Origin of the sequence: Sinobacterium caligoides, assembly GCF_003752585.1 — a bacterium.
Taxonomy (GTDB): domain Bacteria; phylum Pseudomonadota; class Gammaproteobacteria; order Pseudomonadales; family Sinobacteriaceae; genus Sinobacterium; species Sinobacterium caligoides.
In genome coordinates this window covers 138,500-157,924 of sequence record NZ_RKHR01000003.1, presented here as the reverse complement: position 1 = coordinate 157,924, position 19,425 = coordinate 138,500, and the positions used below count along the sequence as shown (strand labels likewise).

Genomic DNA, 19,425 nt, shown 5'->3' with positions numbered 1-19,425 from the left:
ATAGTCACTGTTTATAAGGGAGCAAAGTGAATGCAAACAGCTGATCATCTAGATCTTGTTATGTTGGCAGAGTTAAAAGATGTGATGGAGGATGACTACCCTCTACTTGTTGAGACCTTTATTAACGATTCTATAATACGGATTGAAAGTCTTGATAAAGCGGTTGAGTCAGGCGTGGCTGAAAGTTTACGTGTTAGTGCTCATAGCTTTAAAGGGAGTGCTAGCAACATGGGGGCGATCGCATTGAGTCGGCTCTGTAAGCAATTGGAAGACATGGGTTACGAGGGGGATATCTCGGAGGCCGACCCTATTATCGACCAAGTAAAGCGTGAGTATCGGTCTGTAGTTACGTGTTTGAGTAAAATCTAGTAGCGAAAGAGTCGTTGTTGAGCCTTTGTTCGGTGGTGTTGTTCGTTAAAGCGTCAATTCATCTCGCGTGTTTTTGTCACTAAATTTCCGTGTTGTTCTCGCCTCACTTCCGCTTGCATAAGCTGTCGCAATGCTGAGTATGTGTGGTTATTACCCAATACCAATAAGACAGTGTAAAGGAACTTCTGACTTTAGGGGCTTTGCGATATACTCTTCGGCTAAGCCGATAGCCCTAGTATGCAAGGGAAACCTTTTAAACTTTTTAGTGTTGGAGTGTGCCTGTTTTGTCGTCACCTTTGTTAGAGGTAAAAGGTCTTACTGGAGGCTGGTTTGATCGTGACTTATTTAACGATTTGTCATTTTCGGTTTCTCGTGCTGAGATTCTACAGGTAGAAGGAGCTAACGGAACAGGGAAGACGACGCTGTTACGGATATTAGCGATGCTTTCTGCGCGTTATACTGGTGAGCTGCTCTTTGACGGTGAGAATGTGCGAAAAACTCGGCAGTATTATCAACGTAACATGGTCTTTATGGGGCATGCGGCTGGCAATCAGGCAATTCTTTCGCCGATGGAGAATTTACGTTGGTATTTTTCAAGTCGAGAAGCTTTTAGTGATCAGCAGTTGATGAAAGCGTTGGATGAGGTGGGGTTATATGGCTTTGAGGACTCTCCTTGTCACTCATTGTCCGCGGGGCAACAGCGCAGAGTGAGCCTCGCGCGACTACACCTCAGTAGTGCGCCGCTATGGATTCTAGATGAGCCTTTTACGGCTATCGATAAGCAGGGGGTGGCGGAGCTCGAGCAGTTTATTGCCGGACATGCTGAGCGTGGTGGTGCGGTCGTGCTGACAACGCACCACCAGCTTGATATAAGCCGCCAAGTTACGGCATTAAAGTTGGGGGGATCACTATGAAGGTGCTTAGCCCTGATACTTTGCCTAGTCTTGGTAGCGCTTTTTTTGGCGTATTGAAAAGAGATCTCTCTTTAGCCTATCGCCGTCGCTCAGATATATTTAACCCACTGATATTCTTTTTGATTATTATCGCCTTGTTTCCTCTTGGTGTAAGCCCCGAGCGCAAGGTTCTCGCAGAGTTGGCGCCGGGTGTCGTTTGGGTGGCGGCACTGTTGGCTTGTTTGCTATCGATGGATAGCTTGTTTCGCAGTGACTATGACGACGGCACACTGGAGCATCTTTTGTTAGCGCCTCAACCGCTGTACTTGTTGGTTATGGCGAAGGTCTTGTCGCACTGGTTGATTACAGGCCTGCCGATCACTTTGTTTGCGCCCCTGTTGGCATTAATGCTCTATTTGCCACTTGATGCTGTCATGCCGTTGGTATACAGCATGCTACTAGGCTCGATGGTGCTGAGCTATGTGGGTGCTATAGGGGCTGCATTGACGGTGGGGCTGAGGCGGGGAGGGATTCTTATCTCTTTGATTGTATTGCCTCTTTATACGCCAGTCTTGATTTTTGGCGCTGGTGCCGTCACCTCTGCGGCGTCTTCGCATGAGTATGCAGGTCATCTTGCTATTCTAGGAGCGTTGCTAGCAGGCTCGGTTACGCTAGCGCCCTTTGCGATTGCGGGGGCGTTGCGTATCAGTGTAGAAGGTTAGCGGTATTGTCTACGCCGATTGTCTTAATCATCATGCTTTTTTGTGATACGAATTAATATATAGGCAAAGAACGTCCGCAGCAGTAAATAATTTATGGTGCAGGTAGCTCGCTTGGTTGACCGTTGATGGCAACAAAATGCTACACTGCGTATCGTTTTTTGGCCTCATTGCAATTTGTACTCTAATGAAAAAATACCTTTATACGCTGTTTCATAAGTTTGGCTCGCCAAAATGGTTCTATCAATTGACTGATAAGATGCTGCCATGGTTCGCGGTTATTACTGCTGCCTTGTTAATTGGTGGGGCGGTTTGGGGGTTAGCCTTTGCCCCGGTTGATTATAAACAGGGCAATAGTTACCGCATTATATTCATCCATGTGCCCGCAGCGTTTATATCGTTAGCAGGCTACTATGTGATGGCCATTGCGGGTGCAGTTAGCCTTATTTGGAAGATGAAACTGGCCGACGTTGCGGTTAAGTGTGCAGCACCTATTGGTGCAGCAATGACACTGTTGGCGCTCATCACCGGCGCTACTTGGGGTAAGCCTACCTGGGGGACTTGGTGGGTATGGGACGCACGTAATACCTCGATGTTGGTGCTGTTATTCCTCTATTTAGGCATCAGCGCGCTTTACGAAGCCTTTGAGAATGAAGAGGTTGCAGCGAAAGCTTGTGCAGTCTTGGCTCTTGTCGGGACGGTGAACATACCGATCATCTACAAGTCTGTCGATTGGTGGTATAGCTTGCATCAACCCGCATCGTTGAAAATCACTGAGCCTTCGACCATGCACCCCTCTATGTGGCAGCCCTTAGTTGTGATGATTGTTGGTTTTTACGTCTTTTATGCCACGGTGTTGATGCTGCGTATGCGCACAGAAACCCTCATTCGTTATCGTCACCAGAAATGGGTCAAGGCGATTATTTTGCAGTCTAAATAATAGAGGGCTTAATCAATGTACTTCGATAGTATTCAAGATCTTATCGCAATGGGTGGGCATGGTCCTTATGTTTGGGGTGCCTATGCCGTCGCGGCGGTTGTGCTTATTTCCTTGGTTGTGCAGCCACTTCGGGTAAAAAAACGTTTTGTTTTGTTGCAAAAAAATGAACTAAGACGCCTTGATCGGAGTCAAAAAAGCGTTTGAGCAGGCATTTCATCGCCGGCCCATAAATTTGAAGTGGTTGTTATTTAAAAGTTAGCTTTTGGAGAGTAGTAAATGGCTATGCATCCACTGCGCAAGCAGCGGTTAATCATCGTAATGATTATTGTGTTAGGGGCCTCGTTGGCGGCAGGGTTGGTTTTTTATGCCTTGGGTGAAAACATGAACTTGTTTTTCTCGCCAACGCAAATAGCCGAAGGTAAAGCGCCGGTTGATCGCAAAATCAGGGCTGGTGGTATGGTGAAGAAAGGTAGCGTTAAGCGTGACCCGAACTCTTTGCGTATTGAGTTTGTCGTTACTGATTTTGCGGCTGAGGTACCGGTAGTCTACGAGGGGATCCTTCCGGATATGTTTTCTGAAGGTGAGGGCGTTGTCTGCCACGGCACACTGAATGACGAAGGCGTCTTCGTCGCTATTGAAGTGTTAGCCAAGCACGATGAGAACTACATGCCTCCTGAGGTATCAGAAGCGCTCGATAAGTCAGGCTACAATGATAGCCAGAAACAACTACCCACTTCCGTATTAGGTGATTGAGCTTTATGATTCCTGAGCTAGGCAATTTTTCGCTGATTTTAGCCCTGTGTATGAGTATGGCGCTCGCCGTTATTCCTATGGCTGGCGCATCTTCCAACAACCTATTGTGGATGCGTATGTCGCGCCCACTGTCACAGGGGCTTTTTGTCTTTGTGCTGATAAGTTTTTTCTGTCTAACCTTGTCTTTTGTTGGCGACGACTTCACGGTTAGCTATGTGGCGCAGAACTCGAACAGTCTGCTGCCCGTCGCGTTTAAGATAAGCGCCGTCTGGGGTGGGCACGAAGGATCGCTACTGCTTTGGGTGTTGATTCTATCTTCCTGGACTCTGGCTGTGTCAATATTTTCGCGCTCTCTGCCTGATGATATGGTTGCCCGAGTGTTGTCGGTGATGGGGCTTATAGCCGTTGGTTTCTTGTTATTTTTGCTTTTTACCTCTAATCCATTTGCGCGTGAGCTGCCTTTCCCACCTTCTGAAGGGAATGATCTTAATCCGCTGCTGCAGGATATTGGTCTAATTATTCACCCGCCTATGCTTTATTTCGGCTATGTTGGTTTTGCGGTGCCTTTTGCTTTTGCAATTGCCGCGCTGATTTCAGGTCGTTTGGATAGTGCTTGGGCACGCTGGTCGCGCCCTTGGACAAACGTCGCATGGGCTTTTTTGACTATTGGTATCGCTCTGGGAAGTTGGTGGGCTTATTACGAACTTGGGTGGGGAGGTTGGTGGTTTTGGGATCCTGTCGAGAACGCCTCATTCATGCCGTGGTTAGTGGGTACGGCTCTGGTGCACACGTTATCGGTTACAGAAAAGCGTGGTGCCTTTAAGAGCTGGACGGTTTTGTTAGCCATTTTTGCTTTTTCCTTGAGCCTGCTGGGTACGTTCCTTGTGCGTTCAGGTGTACTTACCTCTGTACACTCTTTTGCAGCAGATCCAGAGCGAGGGCTATTTATTCTTGCCTTCTTGGCCTTGGTGGTAGGCGGTTCATTACTGTTGTATGCGTTGCGTGCCCCACAAGTAGCCTCAAAAGTCAGTTTTAACTTCCTTTCTAGGGAGGTATTCCTACTCATTAACAATGTGTTATTGGTTATTGCTGCCATTATGGTGTTGCTGGGTACTCTCTACCCGTTACTTATGGATGCGATGGGGATGGGTAAGTACTCTGTTGGGCCGCCGTACTTCAATGCCTTGTTTGTACCGATTATCGCGCTGTTGGTCGTCTTTATGGCGCCAGCACCACTGCTTCGTTGGAAGCGCACTGAGCTGAGCCGGATGAAACTTAAGCTTTGGTTGCCGCTGATTATTAGTGTTGCTTCTGGAGCGTTATTTCCGCTGCTCTATGATGCGCCTGAATATAGTGTCGGGGCAGCCTTAACGATTGCCTTTGCAGGATGGCTGGTTTATTGCTTACTCGTAGACTTTCTGGATAAGACAAGAAACGGTTCTAGCTTTCTAGCTTCAGTGCGGCGCTTGACTCCATCGTATTGGGGGATGCAGCTTGGTCACCTAGGTATGGCGGCGGCGATTATTGGTGTTTGCCTAACCAGTCAATATAACGTCGAACGTGATGTTCGTATGGTGGTAGGAGATAAGCTTGAGGTGTCAGGCTATAGTTTTACCTTTCATGGTACTAAGCATGTCGATGGGCCAAACTATCAGTCTGAAGTAGGGCACTTTGGTGTTGAGCGTCATGGCAAAAGTTTTGAGCTCTTCCCTGAAAAGCGTCAATTCTTAGCCTCCGGGCAGATGATGACAGAGGCGGCTATTGATGGCGGGCTTTGGCGTGATGTTTATGTCGCTATGGGTGAGCCCCTAGGTGACGGTGCCTGGGCAGTGCGTCTGCACTACAAGCCATTTGTGCGCTGGATGTGGTTGGGCGCGATATTAATGGCGCTGGGTGCAACATTGGCTGTATTCGACAAGCGCTATCGCTTGCAAGCAAAGAAAGTAATCGAGGCTTAGACGATGGGACGTTTACGAATGTTTATCCCGCTACTGCTTTGTGTAGCGTTGGGTGGAATGTTTTATAGTATGTTGACGCGTGAGGGCTACAATCCACAAATTTTACCATCCGCGTTGATTGGCAAGTCAGTGCCAGCGTTTTCTATACAGGCATTAGAGACACCTGAGCGGACCATGACCGAAGCGGATCTGAAAGGGCGGGTGATCTTGCTCAATGTCTGGGCGACCTGGTGTCCTACCTGTCGTATTGAGCATCCCCACCTAATGGATATCTCTCGCCAGTTTGGCATTCCTATTATTGGTTTGAACTACAAAGATGAAGATGCAAAGGCGATGCAGTGGTTGCGCCAGCTAGGTAATCCGTATGAGGTTAACATTGCTGACCGAGAAGGTGGGCTAGGGCTTGATCTCGGTGTTTATGGCGCACCAGAAACCTATGTGATCGATCGTCAGGGGGTTATTCGTTATAAGCATGTTGGTGAAGTTGATATGAATATTTGGCTACAAGATTTGAAGCCAGTGGTCGATAGATTGCGGGCAGAGGAGCAGTAGTCATGATGAAATATATTGCCTTTGTTCTTACTGCTTGGATGATCAGTGCACAAAGCTTTGCGGTTGTTGAAACCTATCAGTTTGATAACGATGTGCAGGAGAAGCGCTATCACCATTTCACCACGGAGCTGCGCTGCCCAAAATGTCAAAACCAAAACTTAAACGACTCAAACTCACCAATTGCCAAAGATCTACGCGAGCAGCTCTATAAGCAGTTGAAAGATGGTAGAAGCGACACTGAAATTACCGCTTTTATGGTTGACCGTTACGGCGACTTTATTCTTTATCGACCACGTTTAAACCACGAGACGATTGTGTTGTGGTTCGGTCCTCTAGGTCTGCTCCTAGGAGGGATTGTTTTCGTCATACTGCTTGTCCGTCGTCACCGTAGTGCGCAGGCAAAGCTGGGGGTAAAGTCTGATGAGAGTGCAGCGGCCCTATCCGAAAAGCAGCAACAACAGATAGACAAACTATTGGACGGTGAAAACGACAAATGATGATTGAGTTTATAATAATCGCAGCATTAATGTTGCTGTTCGCTATTGCCATCGTTGTCGTTCCTGTACTGGGCAAGCACTCAGTAAAAGTAGATACAGCAGCAGAGCGTAAAGCGATGAATGTTGCTGCCTTTAAGCAGCGCCAAGGTGAGCTTGAGCTTGAGTTGACTGAACAGCGTTTGAGTGAGGGTGAGTTTGAGCGCCTTTTGGCAGAGCTCAAACTCTCGCTACTTGAAGATACTGAAGGTTGTGAGAAGAATGTCGCCAGTTATGCCGGTAGCAAGCTTCCTGTGGTGATTTGTGCCGGGGTGTTGGCGTTAATGGCTATATTTGCTTACGGCAAGTTGGGTGCGATTGATGACGTGATTATCGCCCAGCAATGGCAGAAGCTGACCGCAGCTGGTGAAAGTGGAGCCGTGCCGCCAAAACAGCTAGAGTTGATGACTAACAAGTTAGCCCAGCAGCTTGAGGGCAACGATAACCCAGGCAACCTCTACCTACTAGCTTCTTTAAAGATGCGTGAGGAGAATTTTAAGGAAGCAGCAGCTATTTTTAAGCGCTTGGTTAAGTTGATGCCGGGCGATATGTCATTAGCTGCTGAATACGTGCAGTCGGAGTACCTGGCAAACGATCGCAAAATCGACGATCGTTTAAAGATGATCATTGAGCGGATATTGAAGGCGGATCCAAATCAGCCGACGCTATTGGCCTTGGTCGCAATGGATGCTTATACTCTAAAAGATTATCCGAAAGCGTTAACTTACTGGAAGCGTTTGCAGCGCGTAACACCGCCGAATACGCGAAACGGTCAACTTTTGGCGGACACTGTTCGTCATGTTGAGGGCCTAGCAAACGCAGCCGTTGATGATGCGGCTAAGGATCAGAGCGTGACTAAGGTAGATAATGCAGTACCTGCAGCATCGATCTCTGTGAGTATCGCATTGGCTGACGGTGTTAGCGCATCTGCGACTGATACGGTCTTTGTCTATGCGAGGGCTGTTGATGGACCTAAGATGCCACTGGCAATTCATCGCACAACCGTAGCGTCCTTGCCTTTGACGGTGACTCTTGATGATTCAATGTCGATGATGGCCGGCATGAACATGTCTAGCTTTGAGCAGGTTGAGATTATTGCCAGGATCACTAAAAGCGGCAAAGTCTCACCTTCTAAGGGAGACTGGCAGGCGGTTAGTGCGCCACTGTCGCCGAAAAAGACCCATGAGCTCGACCTACTGATAGACAAACAGCTCTAAAAGTTGATTTGCTCATTCAGAAAGAGCCCGTAAACGGAAGCGTTTACGGGCTCTTTTTTATGTCTCAACGTAGTTAAATACGTCGAAAGGTTATACACTTGGGTTATCCATTGAAATCAATTATCGCCTGTAGCTGTAGGTTTATTTAAGAGTATTGATGCCGACGTCTGTAGTCTCGGTTGATAACTTGCAGCGTGGTTTGTCGTGCTAGGTTGGAAATCATACGATGTAGGTCGTATGTGGGAATCGAATAATTATTTATGCGCTTGAAGTCAATAAAACTCGCCGGATTTAAGTCTTTTGTCGACCCTACTACGGTCACCTTCAGCAGCAATATGTCCGCGATTATCGGTCCAAACGGTTGCGGTAAGTCAAATACCATTGACGCAGTGCGTTGGGTAATGGGTGAGAGTTCAGCGAAGAACTTACGCGGCGAAAATATGACGGACGTCATATTCAATGGGTCAAATGCGCGTAAGCCTGTGGGGCAGGCAACCATCGAGCTGATCTTTGATAACAGTGATGGCAGTCTAACTGGTGAATACGCACGTTTCTCTGAGATCTCCATAAAAAGAAAGGTAACGCGCGAGGCTCAAAACAGCTATTACCTCAATGGCGTAAAATGCCGCCGTCGTGACATTACCGATATTTTTCTTGGTACGGGCTTGGGGCCGCGCTCTTACGCGATTATTGAGCAGGGGATGATTAGTAAGCTAATCGAATCCAAACCTGAAGAGTTGCGAGTGTTTATTGAAGAGGCGGCGGGTATCTCGAAGTATAAAGAGCGCCGGCGCGACACCGAAAGTCGCATGAAGCGTACTTTTGAAAACCTTGAGCGCTTGACTGATATACGCGATGAGCTTGAACGGCAGCTCTCTCACTTGAAAAGACAGGCCCGCTCGGCAGAGCAATATACTGAATTCAAGGCACAAGAGAGATTGCTGAAGGCGCAACTGCAAGCGATTCAGTGGCGAGAGCTTGATGGCTTAGCAGGTAATCAAGAGGATCGGATCAAATCCTTAGAAGAGTCGCTTGAGGATATGATCACGCAGCGCTTAGGTGCTGAGTCTGCCATTGATGCGCAACGTACTCAGCATGGTGAGCTTACCGAGCACTTTAATAGTGTACAGGCAAAGTTTTATGCGTTGGGAGCTGAAATTGCGCGCTCTGAGCAGAACATCCAACACCAGAAGCAGCGTGAGGCGCAGCTCGCCGCTGACCTAGCTAAGGTGCAGGTGTCGATTAGCGATGTTGTTGAACAAATTCAGATGGATGAGGAGCAGCTCGAACAGTTTAGTGAGGAGCTATTAGAGATTGAGCCAGAGTTAGAGATTCTTGCCGCAGGCGAAGAGGAATCAGCCGTATTATTGCTAAAGGCAGAAGAAGAGCAGCAGCAATGGCAGCAGAGCTGGGATAGCTTTAACCAGCAAGCGCAGCAACCTAAGCAACAAGCTGAAGTGCAGCAGTCGCGAATTATGCATATTGAGCAAGTGTTGCGCCGCTTAGATGACCGTATTCGTAAGTTACAGGCTGAGCAACAAGAGCTGGTTAGTGGTCAAGATGGCGAAGAGATTGAGATTTTACAAGAGGAGCTGGCTGAGCTTGAGTTGCAGGCTGAGTCGGACCAAGAGCTTGTGGAGTCACTGCAGCAGGCAATTTCTAGCAAGAGGGCCGAGTTACAAGAAGTTGGCGAGCAATTAAGTTCCGCGCGGGAAGAGTTTCAGTCTAAACGCGGCCGCCACGCCTCATTAGAAACATTGCAGCAGGCTGCCCTTGGCCAGGGTAATGCAGTGGTCAGTGACTGGCTGGAGTCTGCAGGGCTGGGTGAATATAAAAGGCTGGGCGAGACGATAAAGGCGCAGCCGGGTTATGAGCGAGCACTTGAGACGGTTTTGGGCGATTACTTGCAGGCTGTTTGTGTCGATGATGTTGCTGCTGCAACAGAGAATTTGGCTGAGCTGAGTAAAGGGGCTGTGAGTTTTGTTGCTCGTAGAGAGGGAGCATCTGTGCCTCTGACTGGTTCAGATATCACGGCGAGTTTGTTACTCGACAAGGTCGATGGGCTTGCGGTGACAGGCTTGCTGCAGGGCGTCTATGTGGTTGATGATCTCGCTACTGCGCTGCAACTACAAGCAGAGTTGCAGGCAGGGGAGTCTGTCGTTACTCAGGAAGGCTTGTGGCTGGGCCGAGATTGGCTGCGGGTTAATCGAGGTGAAGATGCTCAGGCAGGTATTATTGGCCGTGCTCAAGAGCTGATTGAGCTAGGTGAAAGGCTGCAAGTATTAGAAGCTGAGATCGAGTCGCTCCAAACAGAGCAGCAAGAGTGTCGCGAAGCTGTACAGCGAGCGGAGCAACAGCGTGAGGTGATAGCCACTCAGGTCAAGCAGCAGAGTCAGCAGCATGGACAGTTAAGTGCTAAGTTGAGCGGTCTGCAGGCGCGGCTTGAACAGGTTGTTATGCGTCGAAAGAATATAGATGCTGAGATTGCTGAACAGCGTGAGCAGCTTTCTATGGAGCAGGAGTCGCTCAGTGAATCAAGAATGGAGTTACAGCAAGCTCTTGATGCAATGGAGCTCGATAGTGAACGTCGTGAGCTGTTGCTGGCTGAGCGAGAGAAAAATAGAGAGTCGCTGGAGCGTATACGGGGCCAGGCACGTCAAGATAAGGAGGGTGCGCATCAGCTACAGATGCGTGCTCAGTCGTTGAAAGCTCAGGTTGGGGCGATCTCGCAAGGTCTACAGCGGCTTATCTCTCAGCGCGTGCAGTTTGAGGCGAATAAGGCTGAGGTTGCGGAGCTACTTGCCGAGAGTCGTATGCCGGTCGATGATGTCCAGCAAGAGCTGGAGGAGGCGTTGGAGCAGCGGCTAGAAGTAGAGGATAGTCTCACTAAGGCACGCGAAGCTCTTGAGGTTATCGATAAAGAGATGCGCAGCAATGAAAAGAAGCGCGCTGATAGTGAGAACCAAGCGCAACAGTTTCGTGCGGAGCTGGAGAAGCATCGTCTCGAAGGTCAGAGTTTTGAGGTGAGGCGTAAAGCGCTTCAGGAGCGTCTAGAGGAAGCTGAGTTTGAGCTGGATGAGGTGCTGGCCGACCTTCCAGTTGAGGCTGATGAAGGGCGTTGGCAAGAAGACTTGCAACGTATTGCGACACGAATTCAGCGTCTCGGCGCGATAAATTTGGCGGCTATCGAAGAGTACAAGACACAATCGGAACGGAAAACTTATTTGGATGATCAAAATGCTGACTTGGTTGATGCACTGGATTCATTAGAGTCCGCGATTCGTCGTATCGATAGAGAGACTAGGGTTAAGTTTAAGGAAACTTTTGATCAGGTAAATGGCGGCTTGCAGGAGCTATTTCCTAAAGTCTTTGGAGGGGGAAGTGCCTATTTGGAGCTTACCGGAGATGACCTGTTAAGTACCGGTATAACCATTATGGCTCGCCCCCCGGGTAAGCGGAACTCGACGATCCACCTGTTAAGTGGTGGTGAGAAGGCGCTCACGGCGTTGGCTCTGGTGTTCTCAATTTTCCGCCTTAATCCAGCGCCATTCTGCATGTTGGACGAGGTTGATGCCCCGCTTGACGATGCTAACGTCGGGCGATATGCCAATATCGTTAAAGAGATGTCAAAAACCGTACAATTTATTTATATTACGCACAATAAGATCGCGATGGAGAAGGCCGATCAGTTAATGGGTGTAACGATGCAGGAGGCTGGGGTCTCGCGACTGGTGACTGTTGATATTGACGAGGCAGCTGAGCTTGCTGCTTTGTAGGTCGGTTTAGGCAGAAAGAGTTAAGTCGTGATGGGCTGAAGAGCTAAATCGCCCCTCGCTCGCTATAATGCTTAATAAGCGCATCGTAAATACCCCCATGGATGGGTTGTTAGCAGTAGCGTTGATCCAATCGATTTACTATTAGTAAGTATCTCTCTAACATTAAAGTTTTGTATATTTAATGCGAGAATAAAAGGGCAAAGGCGAAGTTGATGGAGTCAGTGATATGGAGCTAGGAATGAGGGAGTGGATGCTAATCGCAGGAGCTGTCCTAGTCTTATTGGTATTAGCAGATGGTATCCGCCGAGTAATACAGGATAGGCGCTCTAATATGAGAGTGTCTAAGACTGCACACGACCCTATTGACGATTATTTGAGCGAGCTACCCAACGGTGGCGCGCGTGTTGTTAAGCGAACTCAGTCATCCGCTGATAAAGAGACGAGTTCCGCTAAAGAAAAGCTGTCTTTTGTCGCGCCATCTATGATATCCGTTGAAGACGTTGGGTCAGTCAGCACTGAAGAAAAGGACGAGGTGTCTGATATAACGCAGGGCGCTGATGATTACGCTAGCGTTGAAGGTGAGTTTTATATTGATCAGCAGTCACGCTCTGGCGATGATGAGGCCTCTTTTCATCATGTCGATAGCGCCTTTGCTGCAGGCCACGCTGATGAAAATGAAGCTATTGATTATCCAGATATATCGGCGCTAGAGCTTGAAGCAATAGGTGTTGATGGTATCGCTGTTGAGGACATAGCTGTTGATGATGTTGAGGGCTTTACGAGTGCTGGACAGATGCGTGATGAGGTCGCTGATCACGCTTCTGAGGATGTAGAAGACAGCGTGCCAGTGAACAGTATGACCAGTGATGCTATCGCGGCGCCGGAAATTGATCAGTCTACAGCTTCAAATGTTGCTTTTTCTGACCTAGAGGCTGCTTCTCTGGCGAATGATGAAGAACAAGAGCCAGCCCATGAGGAGCATCTGTCATTTGTTGATGTTGAAGAGCAACCTGAATGGCAGGATGTTGTCGATAGGCGGAACCCAGACTTAAGTTTTGATGACCTCGTTGAGGGCGAGCAGGCTGAGTTAGATGTCGGGCAAGTGCAGAAAGACATAGTTGACGTGTTTGATGACCTGAGCTTTACCAGTCCAGCGAGTGTTGAGCCAAGACAAAAGGCCACGACAGCGGAGGCTTCATCGCGCGTCAGAGAGCCGCAGCAATATCGTGCTAATCCTTTCAAAGTACCAGAGCAGCAATCATTTGATCTGGATGAGGGGGTGCCCATGTTGATGGACTCATTGGCAGAGGATGAAGATGCGGTTGCAGATCTCTCCACCCGTCATGGCTTTGTGCCGCGAAAGGTACCGAAGAAAGGTCAGCGTAAAGCTAGCGAGATTGAGCAGCCGGTAGTGGAGCAAGAAATTTTTATAGAGCAAGCTGTAGTTCACAGTGCAGAGCCTGAGGTAGATGATACGCTACCCTCGTCACCCGAGGTGACAGCGCCACAGGAGCTATCTTTTGAAGAGGATGAGCCGTTAAAAACGACTGATTTCGCTGAGGAAGAGCTGGTTGAGCCGGAGCCTACAAATAGCATAGGCTTCGATGCGACGGAGGTCCCTGTATCGACCGAGGCCGAGGCAGCGATGATGTCGGAGCCGGTCACTTATAGCGAGCCGGCTAGGTCTAGTAAGAAGCTGTTTAGTCGGCTGGCATCTACGCTTGAGGATATGCCCGTGTTTGGAAAGTCAGAACAGTCTTCGGTCAATAACCATGAGGAGACATTTGAAGAGGCAGAGCTGATGAGTCAGCCTGAGCAGGCGCCGACAATTGATCAAAATCAGCGTGTCGAGATTATCAATGTCAGGTCTAAGGATGCCGAAGGCTTTGATGCTGGGAAGTTGCATAGTTTTTTTAAGGCCTGTGATATTCAGCTGAATAAAAGTAAAATTTACCTTCGTCACGAAGAGGCTGCTGGTAAGGGGGCAGTGCAATTTAGCGTTGCTAACTTGGTTGATAGTGGCGTATTTGCTCCAGATGACACGGGCGATATCTATATTCCAGGTGTCTGCTTCTATCTGACGTTGCCCGGGCCTAAAGAGCCGCTGAATGCCTTTGAAGCGATGCTGCAGACGGCGGAGTATCTCGCTAAAAATCTCGGTGGTATGATGAAAGACCGAGAAGGCAGTGATATTAATAAACAAGTTCTCGAGTATTATCGATACGATATACGAGAATATTGTCGAAAGAACCTCACCGATATTGGCTGAGTTGACTATCTAATTTTCAGGGGCGGTTTCACCGCCCTTTTTTCGTGACGGAGTTTTACCATGTCGCAGACTGTGGCTGCAGAGATTTCTGCCCTCACCGCTGAGTTAGAATCTTATAATTACCAGTATTACGTTTTAGATGAACCAACAGTTACCGACGCTGAATACGATCGAGTCTTTCGTCGTTTACAGGGCTTGGAGGAGGCGCATCCTGAATTAAGGTTGAAAACATCGCCGACACAGCGGGTCGGTGGCGCGCCACTCGACGGTTTTAAGCAGGTTAAGCATGAAGTGCGTATGTTGTCTCTTGATAACGCTTTTGATGCCGAGGAGTTCTCAGCTTTTGATCAGCGTTTAAAGAAGCTATTGGGGGATGGCGCAGAGATTGAGTATGCCTGCGAACCAAAACTTGACGGCGTGGCGGTCAGCTTGCTGTATCGCAACGGTGTATTGGAGCGTGGGGCAACGCGTGGTGATGGTCAAGTGGGTGAGGATATCACCTCCAATGTCCGTACAATTAAATCGATCCCTTTACAGCTATTGGGCACTGGTTATCCAGAGCTGCTTGAAGTTCGCGGTGAGATTTATATGCCTAGAGCGGGGTTTGAGGCGTTCAATCAGCAGGCGCGTGAGCGCTACGAAAAAGAGTTCGTTAATCCGCGTAATGCAGCGGCAGGTAGCTTGCGCCAGTTGGACCCGACAGTAACTGCGAAAAGACCGCTGCAGATGTGCTGCTACAGTGTGGGCTTGGTTGAGGGGGGAGAGCTTCCTGCAAGGCATAGTGACATTTTGGAGCAACTGCATTGCTGGGGGTTGAGGATTAATAGTGAGTCGCAGGTGGTGCAAGGTAGCGAGGCCTGTATTACCTATTTCGATCAAATGGCAGCTCGTCGTGATCAATTGCCGATGGATATCGACGGTATTGTGTTCAAGGTGAATAGCATTGCGGCGCAGGAGGCGATTGGCTTTGTCTCTCGTGCGCCGCGTTGGGCGATTGCACATAAGTTTCCGGCTCAAGAGGAGATGACGACGGTCGAGGCTATTGAGTTTCAGGTGGGACGTACGGGGGCCGTCACGCCTGTGGCGCGCCTAAAGCCGGTGTTTGTTGGCGGCGTTACAGTCAGTAATACGACCTTGCACAATATGGATGAGGTGGCGCGTTTAGATATTCGCGTGGGCGATACTGTGCTTGTGCGCCGTGCCGGAGATGTCATTCCGCAGATTGTCAGTGTTGTTGTTGAGCGCCGTCCGGCGGGCAGTGTCTGTGTTGAGATGCTTGAGTCGTGCCCTGAGTGTGACTCACCGATAGAGCGTATTGAGGGGGAGGCAGTAGCCCGTTGTACAGGTGGCCTGTTTTGTTCAGCGCAACAGAAAGAAGCAATTAAGCACTTTGCTTCGCGAAAGGCGTTCGATATAGATGGCTTGGGCGAGAAGATTATTGATCAGCTGGTTGAGCGTAAGATGATTGCTAATGTCGCGGACCTATTTGCGTTGAATGATTATCAGCTGGCTAGCCTAGAACGTATGGGGCCTAAGTCTGCACTGAATCTTGTCGGTGCTCTGCAGCGAGCCAAGCAGACCACGCTGCCAAAATTTATTTATAGTCTTGGTATTCGTGAGGTAGGTGAGACGACCGCGCTTGAGTTTGCGAAAAAATTTGGCAGCTTAGAGGCTTTGATTGCAGCGGATATTGAGCAGTTAACTGAGACTGACTCTGTCGGCGAAGTGGTTGCAGGTTATTTGTATCGTTTCATGCGTGCGGAGCACAATATTGAAGTGATTGAGGCCTTGGTCGAAGCGGGGATTAACTGGCCTGATATTGAAGTTAAAGAGGCCGATGAGCAACCGTTGATCGGTTTGACCTATGTTGTTACCGGTACGCTGGAATCGTTGTCGCGCAATGATGCCAAGGCTCGCCTGCAAGAGCTAGGTGCTAAAGTGGCCGGCAGCGTCTCTAAGAAAACGCATTGCGTTGTCGCCGGCCCCGGTGCTGGCTCTAAATTAACGAAGGCAGAGGAGCTGGGAGTCGATGTCATTGATGAAAATGGGCTTTTAGCATTGTTGGCCCAGTACGAGTAAGAGGTAAAATAAATGATATTTAGACGATTATTGCTGATCCTATTTGTTGTCTTGTTGGGGGGCTGTGCGACGACACCACCCAGTAACCTGAATAATGTATGCGACATCTTTGAGCAGAAAGACGGGTGGTATAAAGAGGCGAAAAAGGCTACGAAGCGGTGGGGGGGGAGTATTCCGACCATTATGGCTTTTATGCATCAGGAATCGCGTTTTGTGCACGATGCTAAGCCACCTAGGGGGAAGTTCCTATGGGTCTTCCCAGGCAGTCGGCCTTCAAATGCTGAAGGTTATGCTCAAGCGTTAAACGGCACGTGGAGTGACTACAGACGTCGCTCAGGTAATGGCGGGGCGAGTCGCAGTGACTTTGGTGACGCAGCCGATTTTATCGCTTGGTATAATCATAACACGGTGAAGTCGACGAATATTAAGCCTTGGGAGAGCAGCAAGCTGTATCTGGCCTATCACGAGGGTGCTGGTGGATATAATCGTGGCAGTTATAAGAACAAGGCGTGGTTGATCAAGGTTTCTAAGAAGGTAGGCGATAGGTCCTGGCGTTATCATACGCAACTAAAGGCCTGCCAGGCTAAGCTAGAGCGTGAAAGTAAATTCTGGGGGATTTTCTAGCGCTAATGTTACGAAAATAGAGGTACAAAAAAGCCGGCGCTGCATGCAGTGCCGGCTTTTTAATGTCAGCTTACTCACTCGTCAATGAGTGAGTAAGTCTGCGCTTTAGCGTACTTCGTCGATCTGTACCGCGGCGATTGCCTTGCCTTTGTCAGCGGCATCGACAAACGAGGTCATCTGATCAAAGTTAAGATACTTGTAGACTTCAGAGGTCATCGTATCCAGTCCCTTAGAGTACTCGAAGTACTCTTCAGGTGTCGGTAGCTTGCCAAGAATCGCGCCGACTGAGGCGAGCTCGGCCGAGGTCAAGAAGACGTTGGCGCCATCACCGAGACGGTTGGGGAAGTTACGAGTAGAGGTCGAAAGCACGGTGCTCCCAGCATTAACGCGTGCTTGGTTACCCATGCACAGCGAGCAGCCAGGCATTTCCGTACGAGCACCAACCTTGCCGAAGGTGTTGTAATAGCCTTCTTCCATTAGTTGGTGGGCGTCCATCTTGGTTGGTGGCGCTAGCCAAAGTCGAGTGTCGAGCCCGCCAGAGTGGGCTTCTAATAACTTGCCCGCAGCGCGGAAGTGGCCAATATTGGTCATGCAAGAACCGATGAATACCTCATCGATCTTCTGACCGGCGCACTCGCTAAGCAGGCGTGCATCGTCAGGATCGTTCGGTGCACAGACAATAGGCTCGTTGATGTCGGCGAGGTCGATTTCGATGATTGAGTGGTACTCGGCATCGGCATCGGCTTCCATTAGCTCAGGGTTGGCTAGCCAGGCTTCCATCTTCTGGGCGCGGCGCTCTAGCGTACGTGGGTCACCGTAACCGTCAGCAATCATCGAGCGTAGCAGCACGATGTTTGACTGAAGGTACTCGGCTACGGCCGCTTCTGATAGCTTGATTGAGCAGCCAGCTGCAGAACGCTCGGCGCTTGCATCTGAAAGTTCGAAAGCCTGCTCGACGCTGAGGTCATCGAGGCCTTCAATTTCAAGTACACGACCAGAGAATTCGTTGATTTTGCCTTTTTTCTCCACGGTCAGCAGGCCCTGCTTGATGCCGTAGTAAGGGATGGCATGTACTAGGTCGCGTAGGGTGATGCCAGGCTTGGTCTTACCTTTGAAGCGAACCAAAATAGACTCAGGCATATCCAGAGGCATTACGCCTGTTGCTGCGGCAAAGGCGACAAGACCTGAACCAGCAGGGAAGGAGATACCCATTGGGAAGCGAGTGTGTGAGTCGCCACCGGTACCAACGGTATCGGGAAGCAGCATGCGGTTCAGCCATGAGTGGATGACACCATCGCCTGGGCGAAGAGAAACGCCACCGCGGTTGCGGATAAAATCAGGTAGCGTGTGCTGCGTGTCGATGTCGACAGGCTTAGGATAAGCGGCGGTGTGACAGAAAGATTGCATGGTTAGGTCGGCAGAGAAGCCAAGGCAAGCCAAGTCTTTTAGTTCGTCACGGGTCATCGGGCCAGTGGTATCCTGGGAGCCCACTGTCGTCATCTTAGGTTCGCAGTAGGTGCCAGGGCGAATGCCTTCAACACCGCAGGCGCGACCGACCATTTTTTGCGCCAAGCTGTAGCCTTTGCCTGTGTCGGTAGGCTGTACCGGCTGGCGGAAGGTGTCGATAGCAGGCAGGCCGAGAGACTCGCGAGCGCGAGTGGTAAGGCCGCGACCAATGATTAAGTTGATGCGTCCGCCAGCCTGTACTTCGTCTAGCAATACATCTGATTTCAAGCTGAATTCAGAAAGTACACTGCCGTCTTCGGCAAGAATTTTCCCTTCATAGGGGCGAATCTCGATGACGTCGCCCATGTTGAGCTGCTCAACGGGAGCTTCGAATACGAGGGCGCCAGCGTCTTCCATCGTGTTGAAGAAGATAGGGGCAACCTTGCTGCCGATGCAGATGCCGCCGCCTTTCTTATTTGGGACGCCAGGTAGGTCGTCACCGGTGAACCATAAGACAGAGTTAGTGGCTGACTTTCGGCTTGAGCCGGTACCGACTACGTCACCAACAAAGGCAATCTGATGGCCTTTTTCTTTCAGTGCTTCAAGCTGCTTGATCGGTCCAATGGTGCCGGGCTGGTCGGGTGTTAGACCGTCACGCTCCATCTTGAACATGGCCAGAGCATGTAGCGGGATGTCTGGGCGAGACCAAGCATCGGGTGCTGGAGATAGGTCATCGGTGTTGGTTTCACCGGTGGCCTTGAAAACGGTGACCTTAATTGATTCGGCAACTTTGTCGCTGTTGGTGAACCATTCGGCGTCGGCCCAAGATTGTAGTACTTGTTGAGCGTAGTCGTTGCCAGCTTTGGCTTTCTCTTCAACATCATGGAAGGCATCAAACATCAGCAGAGTATGCTTAAGTTCGGTGGCGGCTAGCTCGGCAAGATCGCTGTCGAGTAGGTTGACGAGAGTTTCGATATTGTAACCACCGTGCATGTTGCCCAGTAGTTTGACAGCCTCTTCCTTGTTAATGAGGGGGGAGCTTGCTTCGCCGTTAACGATAGCAGATAAGAATCCCGCTTTAACATAAGCGGCTTCATCTACTCCTGGCGGAACTCGATCGGTGATTAATTCTACTAGCGCTTGCTCTTCGCCTGCAGGCGGAGCCTTTAGTAGCTCAACTAGACCAGCTACTTGCTCGGCACTAAGGGGCTTAGCGGGTATGCCTTGCTCGGCGCGTTCTGCCACGTGGGCGCGATATGCTTCTAACACGATTGGACTCCTCTCAGATCCTAACTCA

The 19,425-nt window shown here is 49.6% G+C and carries 15 protein-coding genes; 14 read left to right on the top strand and 1 reads right to left on the bottom strand.

Annotated elements, in window-relative coordinates:
- Window positions 1-30: 30 nt before the first annotated feature.
- From EDC56_RS00940 to EDC56_RS00875, 14 genes are all read left to right on the top strand, one after another.
- Window positions 31-369, top strand: a complete 339-nt coding sequence (locus EDC56_RS00940; protein ID WP_123710660.1) for an Hpt domain-containing protein — start codon at window positions 31-33, stop codon at window positions 367-369.
- A gap of 284 nt (window positions 370-653) precedes the next feature.
- The gene (ccmA, locus tag EDC56_RS00935) at window positions 654-1,283 is read left to right on the top strand and encodes a cytochrome c biogenesis heme-transporting ATPase CcmA (protein ID WP_123711717.1); all 630 of its coding nucleotides are present in this window, start codon (window positions 654-656) and stop codon (window positions 1,281-1,283) included.
- A complete protein-coding gene (ccmB, locus tag EDC56_RS00930; protein ID WP_123710659.1) occupies window positions 1,280-1,984 on the top strand; it encodes a heme exporter protein CcmB in 705 nt (234 codons plus the stop codon). The genes ccmA and ccmB overlap by 4 nt, the downstream gene beginning before the upstream one ends.
- A gap of 184 nt (window positions 1,985-2,168) precedes the next feature.
- Window positions 2,169-2,921 (top strand): heme ABC transporter permease, encoded by a 753-nt coding sequence (locus EDC56_RS00925; protein WP_245980623.1) that lies wholly within the window; start codon window positions 2,169-2,171, stop codon window positions 2,919-2,921.
- Window positions 2,922-2,936: 15 nt separating this feature from the next.
- Entirely contained in the window at window positions 2,937-3,125 is a 189-nt protein-coding gene (gene ccmD, locus EDC56_RS00920; protein WP_123710658.1) for a heme exporter protein CcmD, read from the top strand.
- 78 nt (window positions 3,126-3,203) lie between these two features.
- Window positions 3,204-3,674 (top strand): cytochrome c maturation protein CcmE, encoded by a 471-nt coding sequence (gene ccmE, locus EDC56_RS00915; protein WP_123710657.1) that lies wholly within the window; start codon window positions 3,204-3,206, stop codon window positions 3,672-3,674.
- 5 nt (window positions 3,675-3,679) lie between these two features.
- Window positions 3,680-5,632 (top strand): heme lyase CcmF/NrfE family subunit, encoded by a 1,953-nt coding sequence (locus EDC56_RS00910; RefSeq protein WP_123710656.1) that lies wholly within the window; start codon window positions 3,680-3,682, stop codon window positions 5,630-5,632.
- Between the two features lie 3 nt (window positions 5,633-5,635).
- Window positions 5,636-6,184 (top strand): DsbE family thiol:disulfide interchange protein, encoded by a 549-nt coding sequence (locus tag EDC56_RS00905; protein WP_123710655.1) that lies wholly within the window; start codon window positions 5,636-5,638, stop codon window positions 6,182-6,184.
- A 2-nt stretch (window positions 6,185-6,186) separates the two neighbouring features.
- Window positions 6,187-6,681 carry a cytochrome c-type biogenesis protein gene (locus EDC56_RS00900; RefSeq protein ID WP_245980622.1) on the top strand — a complete coding sequence of 165 codons (495 nt, stop codon included), beginning with the start codon at window positions 6,187-6,189 and terminating at the stop codon, window positions 6,679-6,681.
- Complete coding sequence (gene ccmI, locus EDC56_RS00895; RefSeq protein ID WP_123710654.1) at window positions 6,678-7,934, top strand: c-type cytochrome biogenesis protein CcmI; 1,257 nt, start codon at window positions 6,678-6,680, stop codon at window positions 7,932-7,934. The genes EDC56_RS00900 and ccmI overlap by 4 nt, the downstream gene beginning before the upstream one ends.
- 260 nt (window positions 7,935-8,194) lie before the next feature.
- Window positions 8,195-11,710, top strand: a complete 3,516-nt coding sequence (gene smc / locus EDC56_RS00890) for a chromosome segregation protein SMC (RefSeq protein WP_123710653.1) — start codon at window positions 8,195-8,197, stop codon at window positions 11,708-11,710.
- A gap of 331 nt (window positions 11,711-12,041) precedes the next feature.
- Window positions 12,042-13,979, top strand: coding sequence for a cell division protein ZipA (locus EDC56_RS00885; RefSeq protein ID WP_162844039.1), 1,938 nt, complete (start codon window positions 12,042-12,044; stop codon window positions 13,977-13,979).
- 60 nt (window positions 13,980-14,039) lie between these two features.
- Window positions 14,040-16,058, top strand: coding sequence for an NAD-dependent DNA ligase LigA (ligA, locus tag EDC56_RS00880; RefSeq protein ID WP_123710651.1), 2,019 nt, complete (start codon window positions 14,040-14,042; stop codon window positions 16,056-16,058).
- A gap of 12 nt (window positions 16,059-16,070) precedes the next feature.
- Complete coding sequence (locus tag EDC56_RS00875; RefSeq protein ID WP_123710650.1) at window positions 16,071-16,682, top strand: transglycosylase SLT domain-containing protein; 612 nt, start codon at window positions 16,071-16,073, stop codon at window positions 16,680-16,682.
- 105 nt (window positions 16,683-16,787) lie between these two features.
- On the opposite strand, the gene acnB is transcribed toward EDC56_RS00875, so the two are convergent.
- Window positions 16,788-19,397, bottom strand: coding sequence for a bifunctional aconitate hydratase 2/2-methylisocitrate dehydratase (acnB, locus tag EDC56_RS00870; protein ID WP_123710649.1), 2,610 nt, complete (start codon window positions 19,395-19,397; stop codon window positions 16,788-16,790).
- Between the last annotated feature and the right edge of the window lie 28 nt (window positions 19,398-19,425).

What these genes read in the sequence shown, in the direction of transcription:
- EDC56_RS00940 (WP_123710660.1), top strand. Translation starts at nt 31, where the DNA reads ATGCAAACAGCTGATCATCTAGATCTTGTTATGTTGGCAGAGTTAAAA.
- ccmB (WP_123710659.1), top strand. Translation starts at nt 1,280, where the DNA reads ATGAAGGTGCTTAGCCCTGATACTTTGCCTAGTCTTGGTAGCGCTTTT.
- EDC56_RS00925 (WP_245980623.1), top strand. Translation starts at nt 2,169, where the DNA reads ATGAAAAAATACCTTTATACGCTGTTTCATAAGTTTGGCTCGCCAAAA.
- ccmD (WP_123710658.1), top strand. Translation starts at nt 2,937, where the DNA reads ATGTACTTCGATAGTATTCAAGATCTTATCGCAATGGGTGGGCATGGT.
- ccmE (WP_123710657.1), top strand. Translation starts at nt 3,204, where the DNA reads ATGCATCCACTGCGCAAGCAGCGGTTAATCATCGTAATGATTATTGTG.
- EDC56_RS00910 (WP_123710656.1), top strand. Translation starts at nt 3,680, where the DNA reads ATGATTCCTGAGCTAGGCAATTTTTCGCTGATTTTAGCCCTGTGTATG.
- EDC56_RS00905 (WP_123710655.1), top strand. Translation starts at nt 5,636, where the DNA reads ATGGGACGTTTACGAATGTTTATCCCGCTACTGCTTTGTGTAGCGTTG.
- EDC56_RS00900 (WP_245980622.1), top strand. Translation starts at nt 6,187, where the DNA reads ATGATGAAATATATTGCCTTTGTTCTTACTGCTTGGATGATCAGTGCA.
- ccmI (WP_123710654.1), top strand. Translation starts at nt 6,678, where the DNA reads ATGATGATTGAGTTTATAATAATCGCAGCATTAATGTTGCTGTTCGCT.
- smc (WP_123710653.1), top strand. Translation starts at nt 8,195, where the DNA reads ATGCGCTTGAAGTCAATAAAACTCGCCGGATTTAAGTCTTTTGTCGAC.
- EDC56_RS00885 (WP_162844039.1), top strand. Translation starts at nt 12,042, where the DNA reads ATGAGAGTGTCTAAGACTGCACACGACCCTATTGACGATTATTTGAGC.
- ligA (WP_123710651.1), top strand. Translation starts at nt 14,040, where the DNA reads ATGTCGCAGACTGTGGCTGCAGAGATTTCTGCCCTCACCGCTGAGTTA.
- EDC56_RS00875 (WP_123710650.1), top strand. Translation starts at nt 16,071, where the DNA reads ATGATATTTAGACGATTATTGCTGATCCTATTTGTTGTCTTGTTGGGG.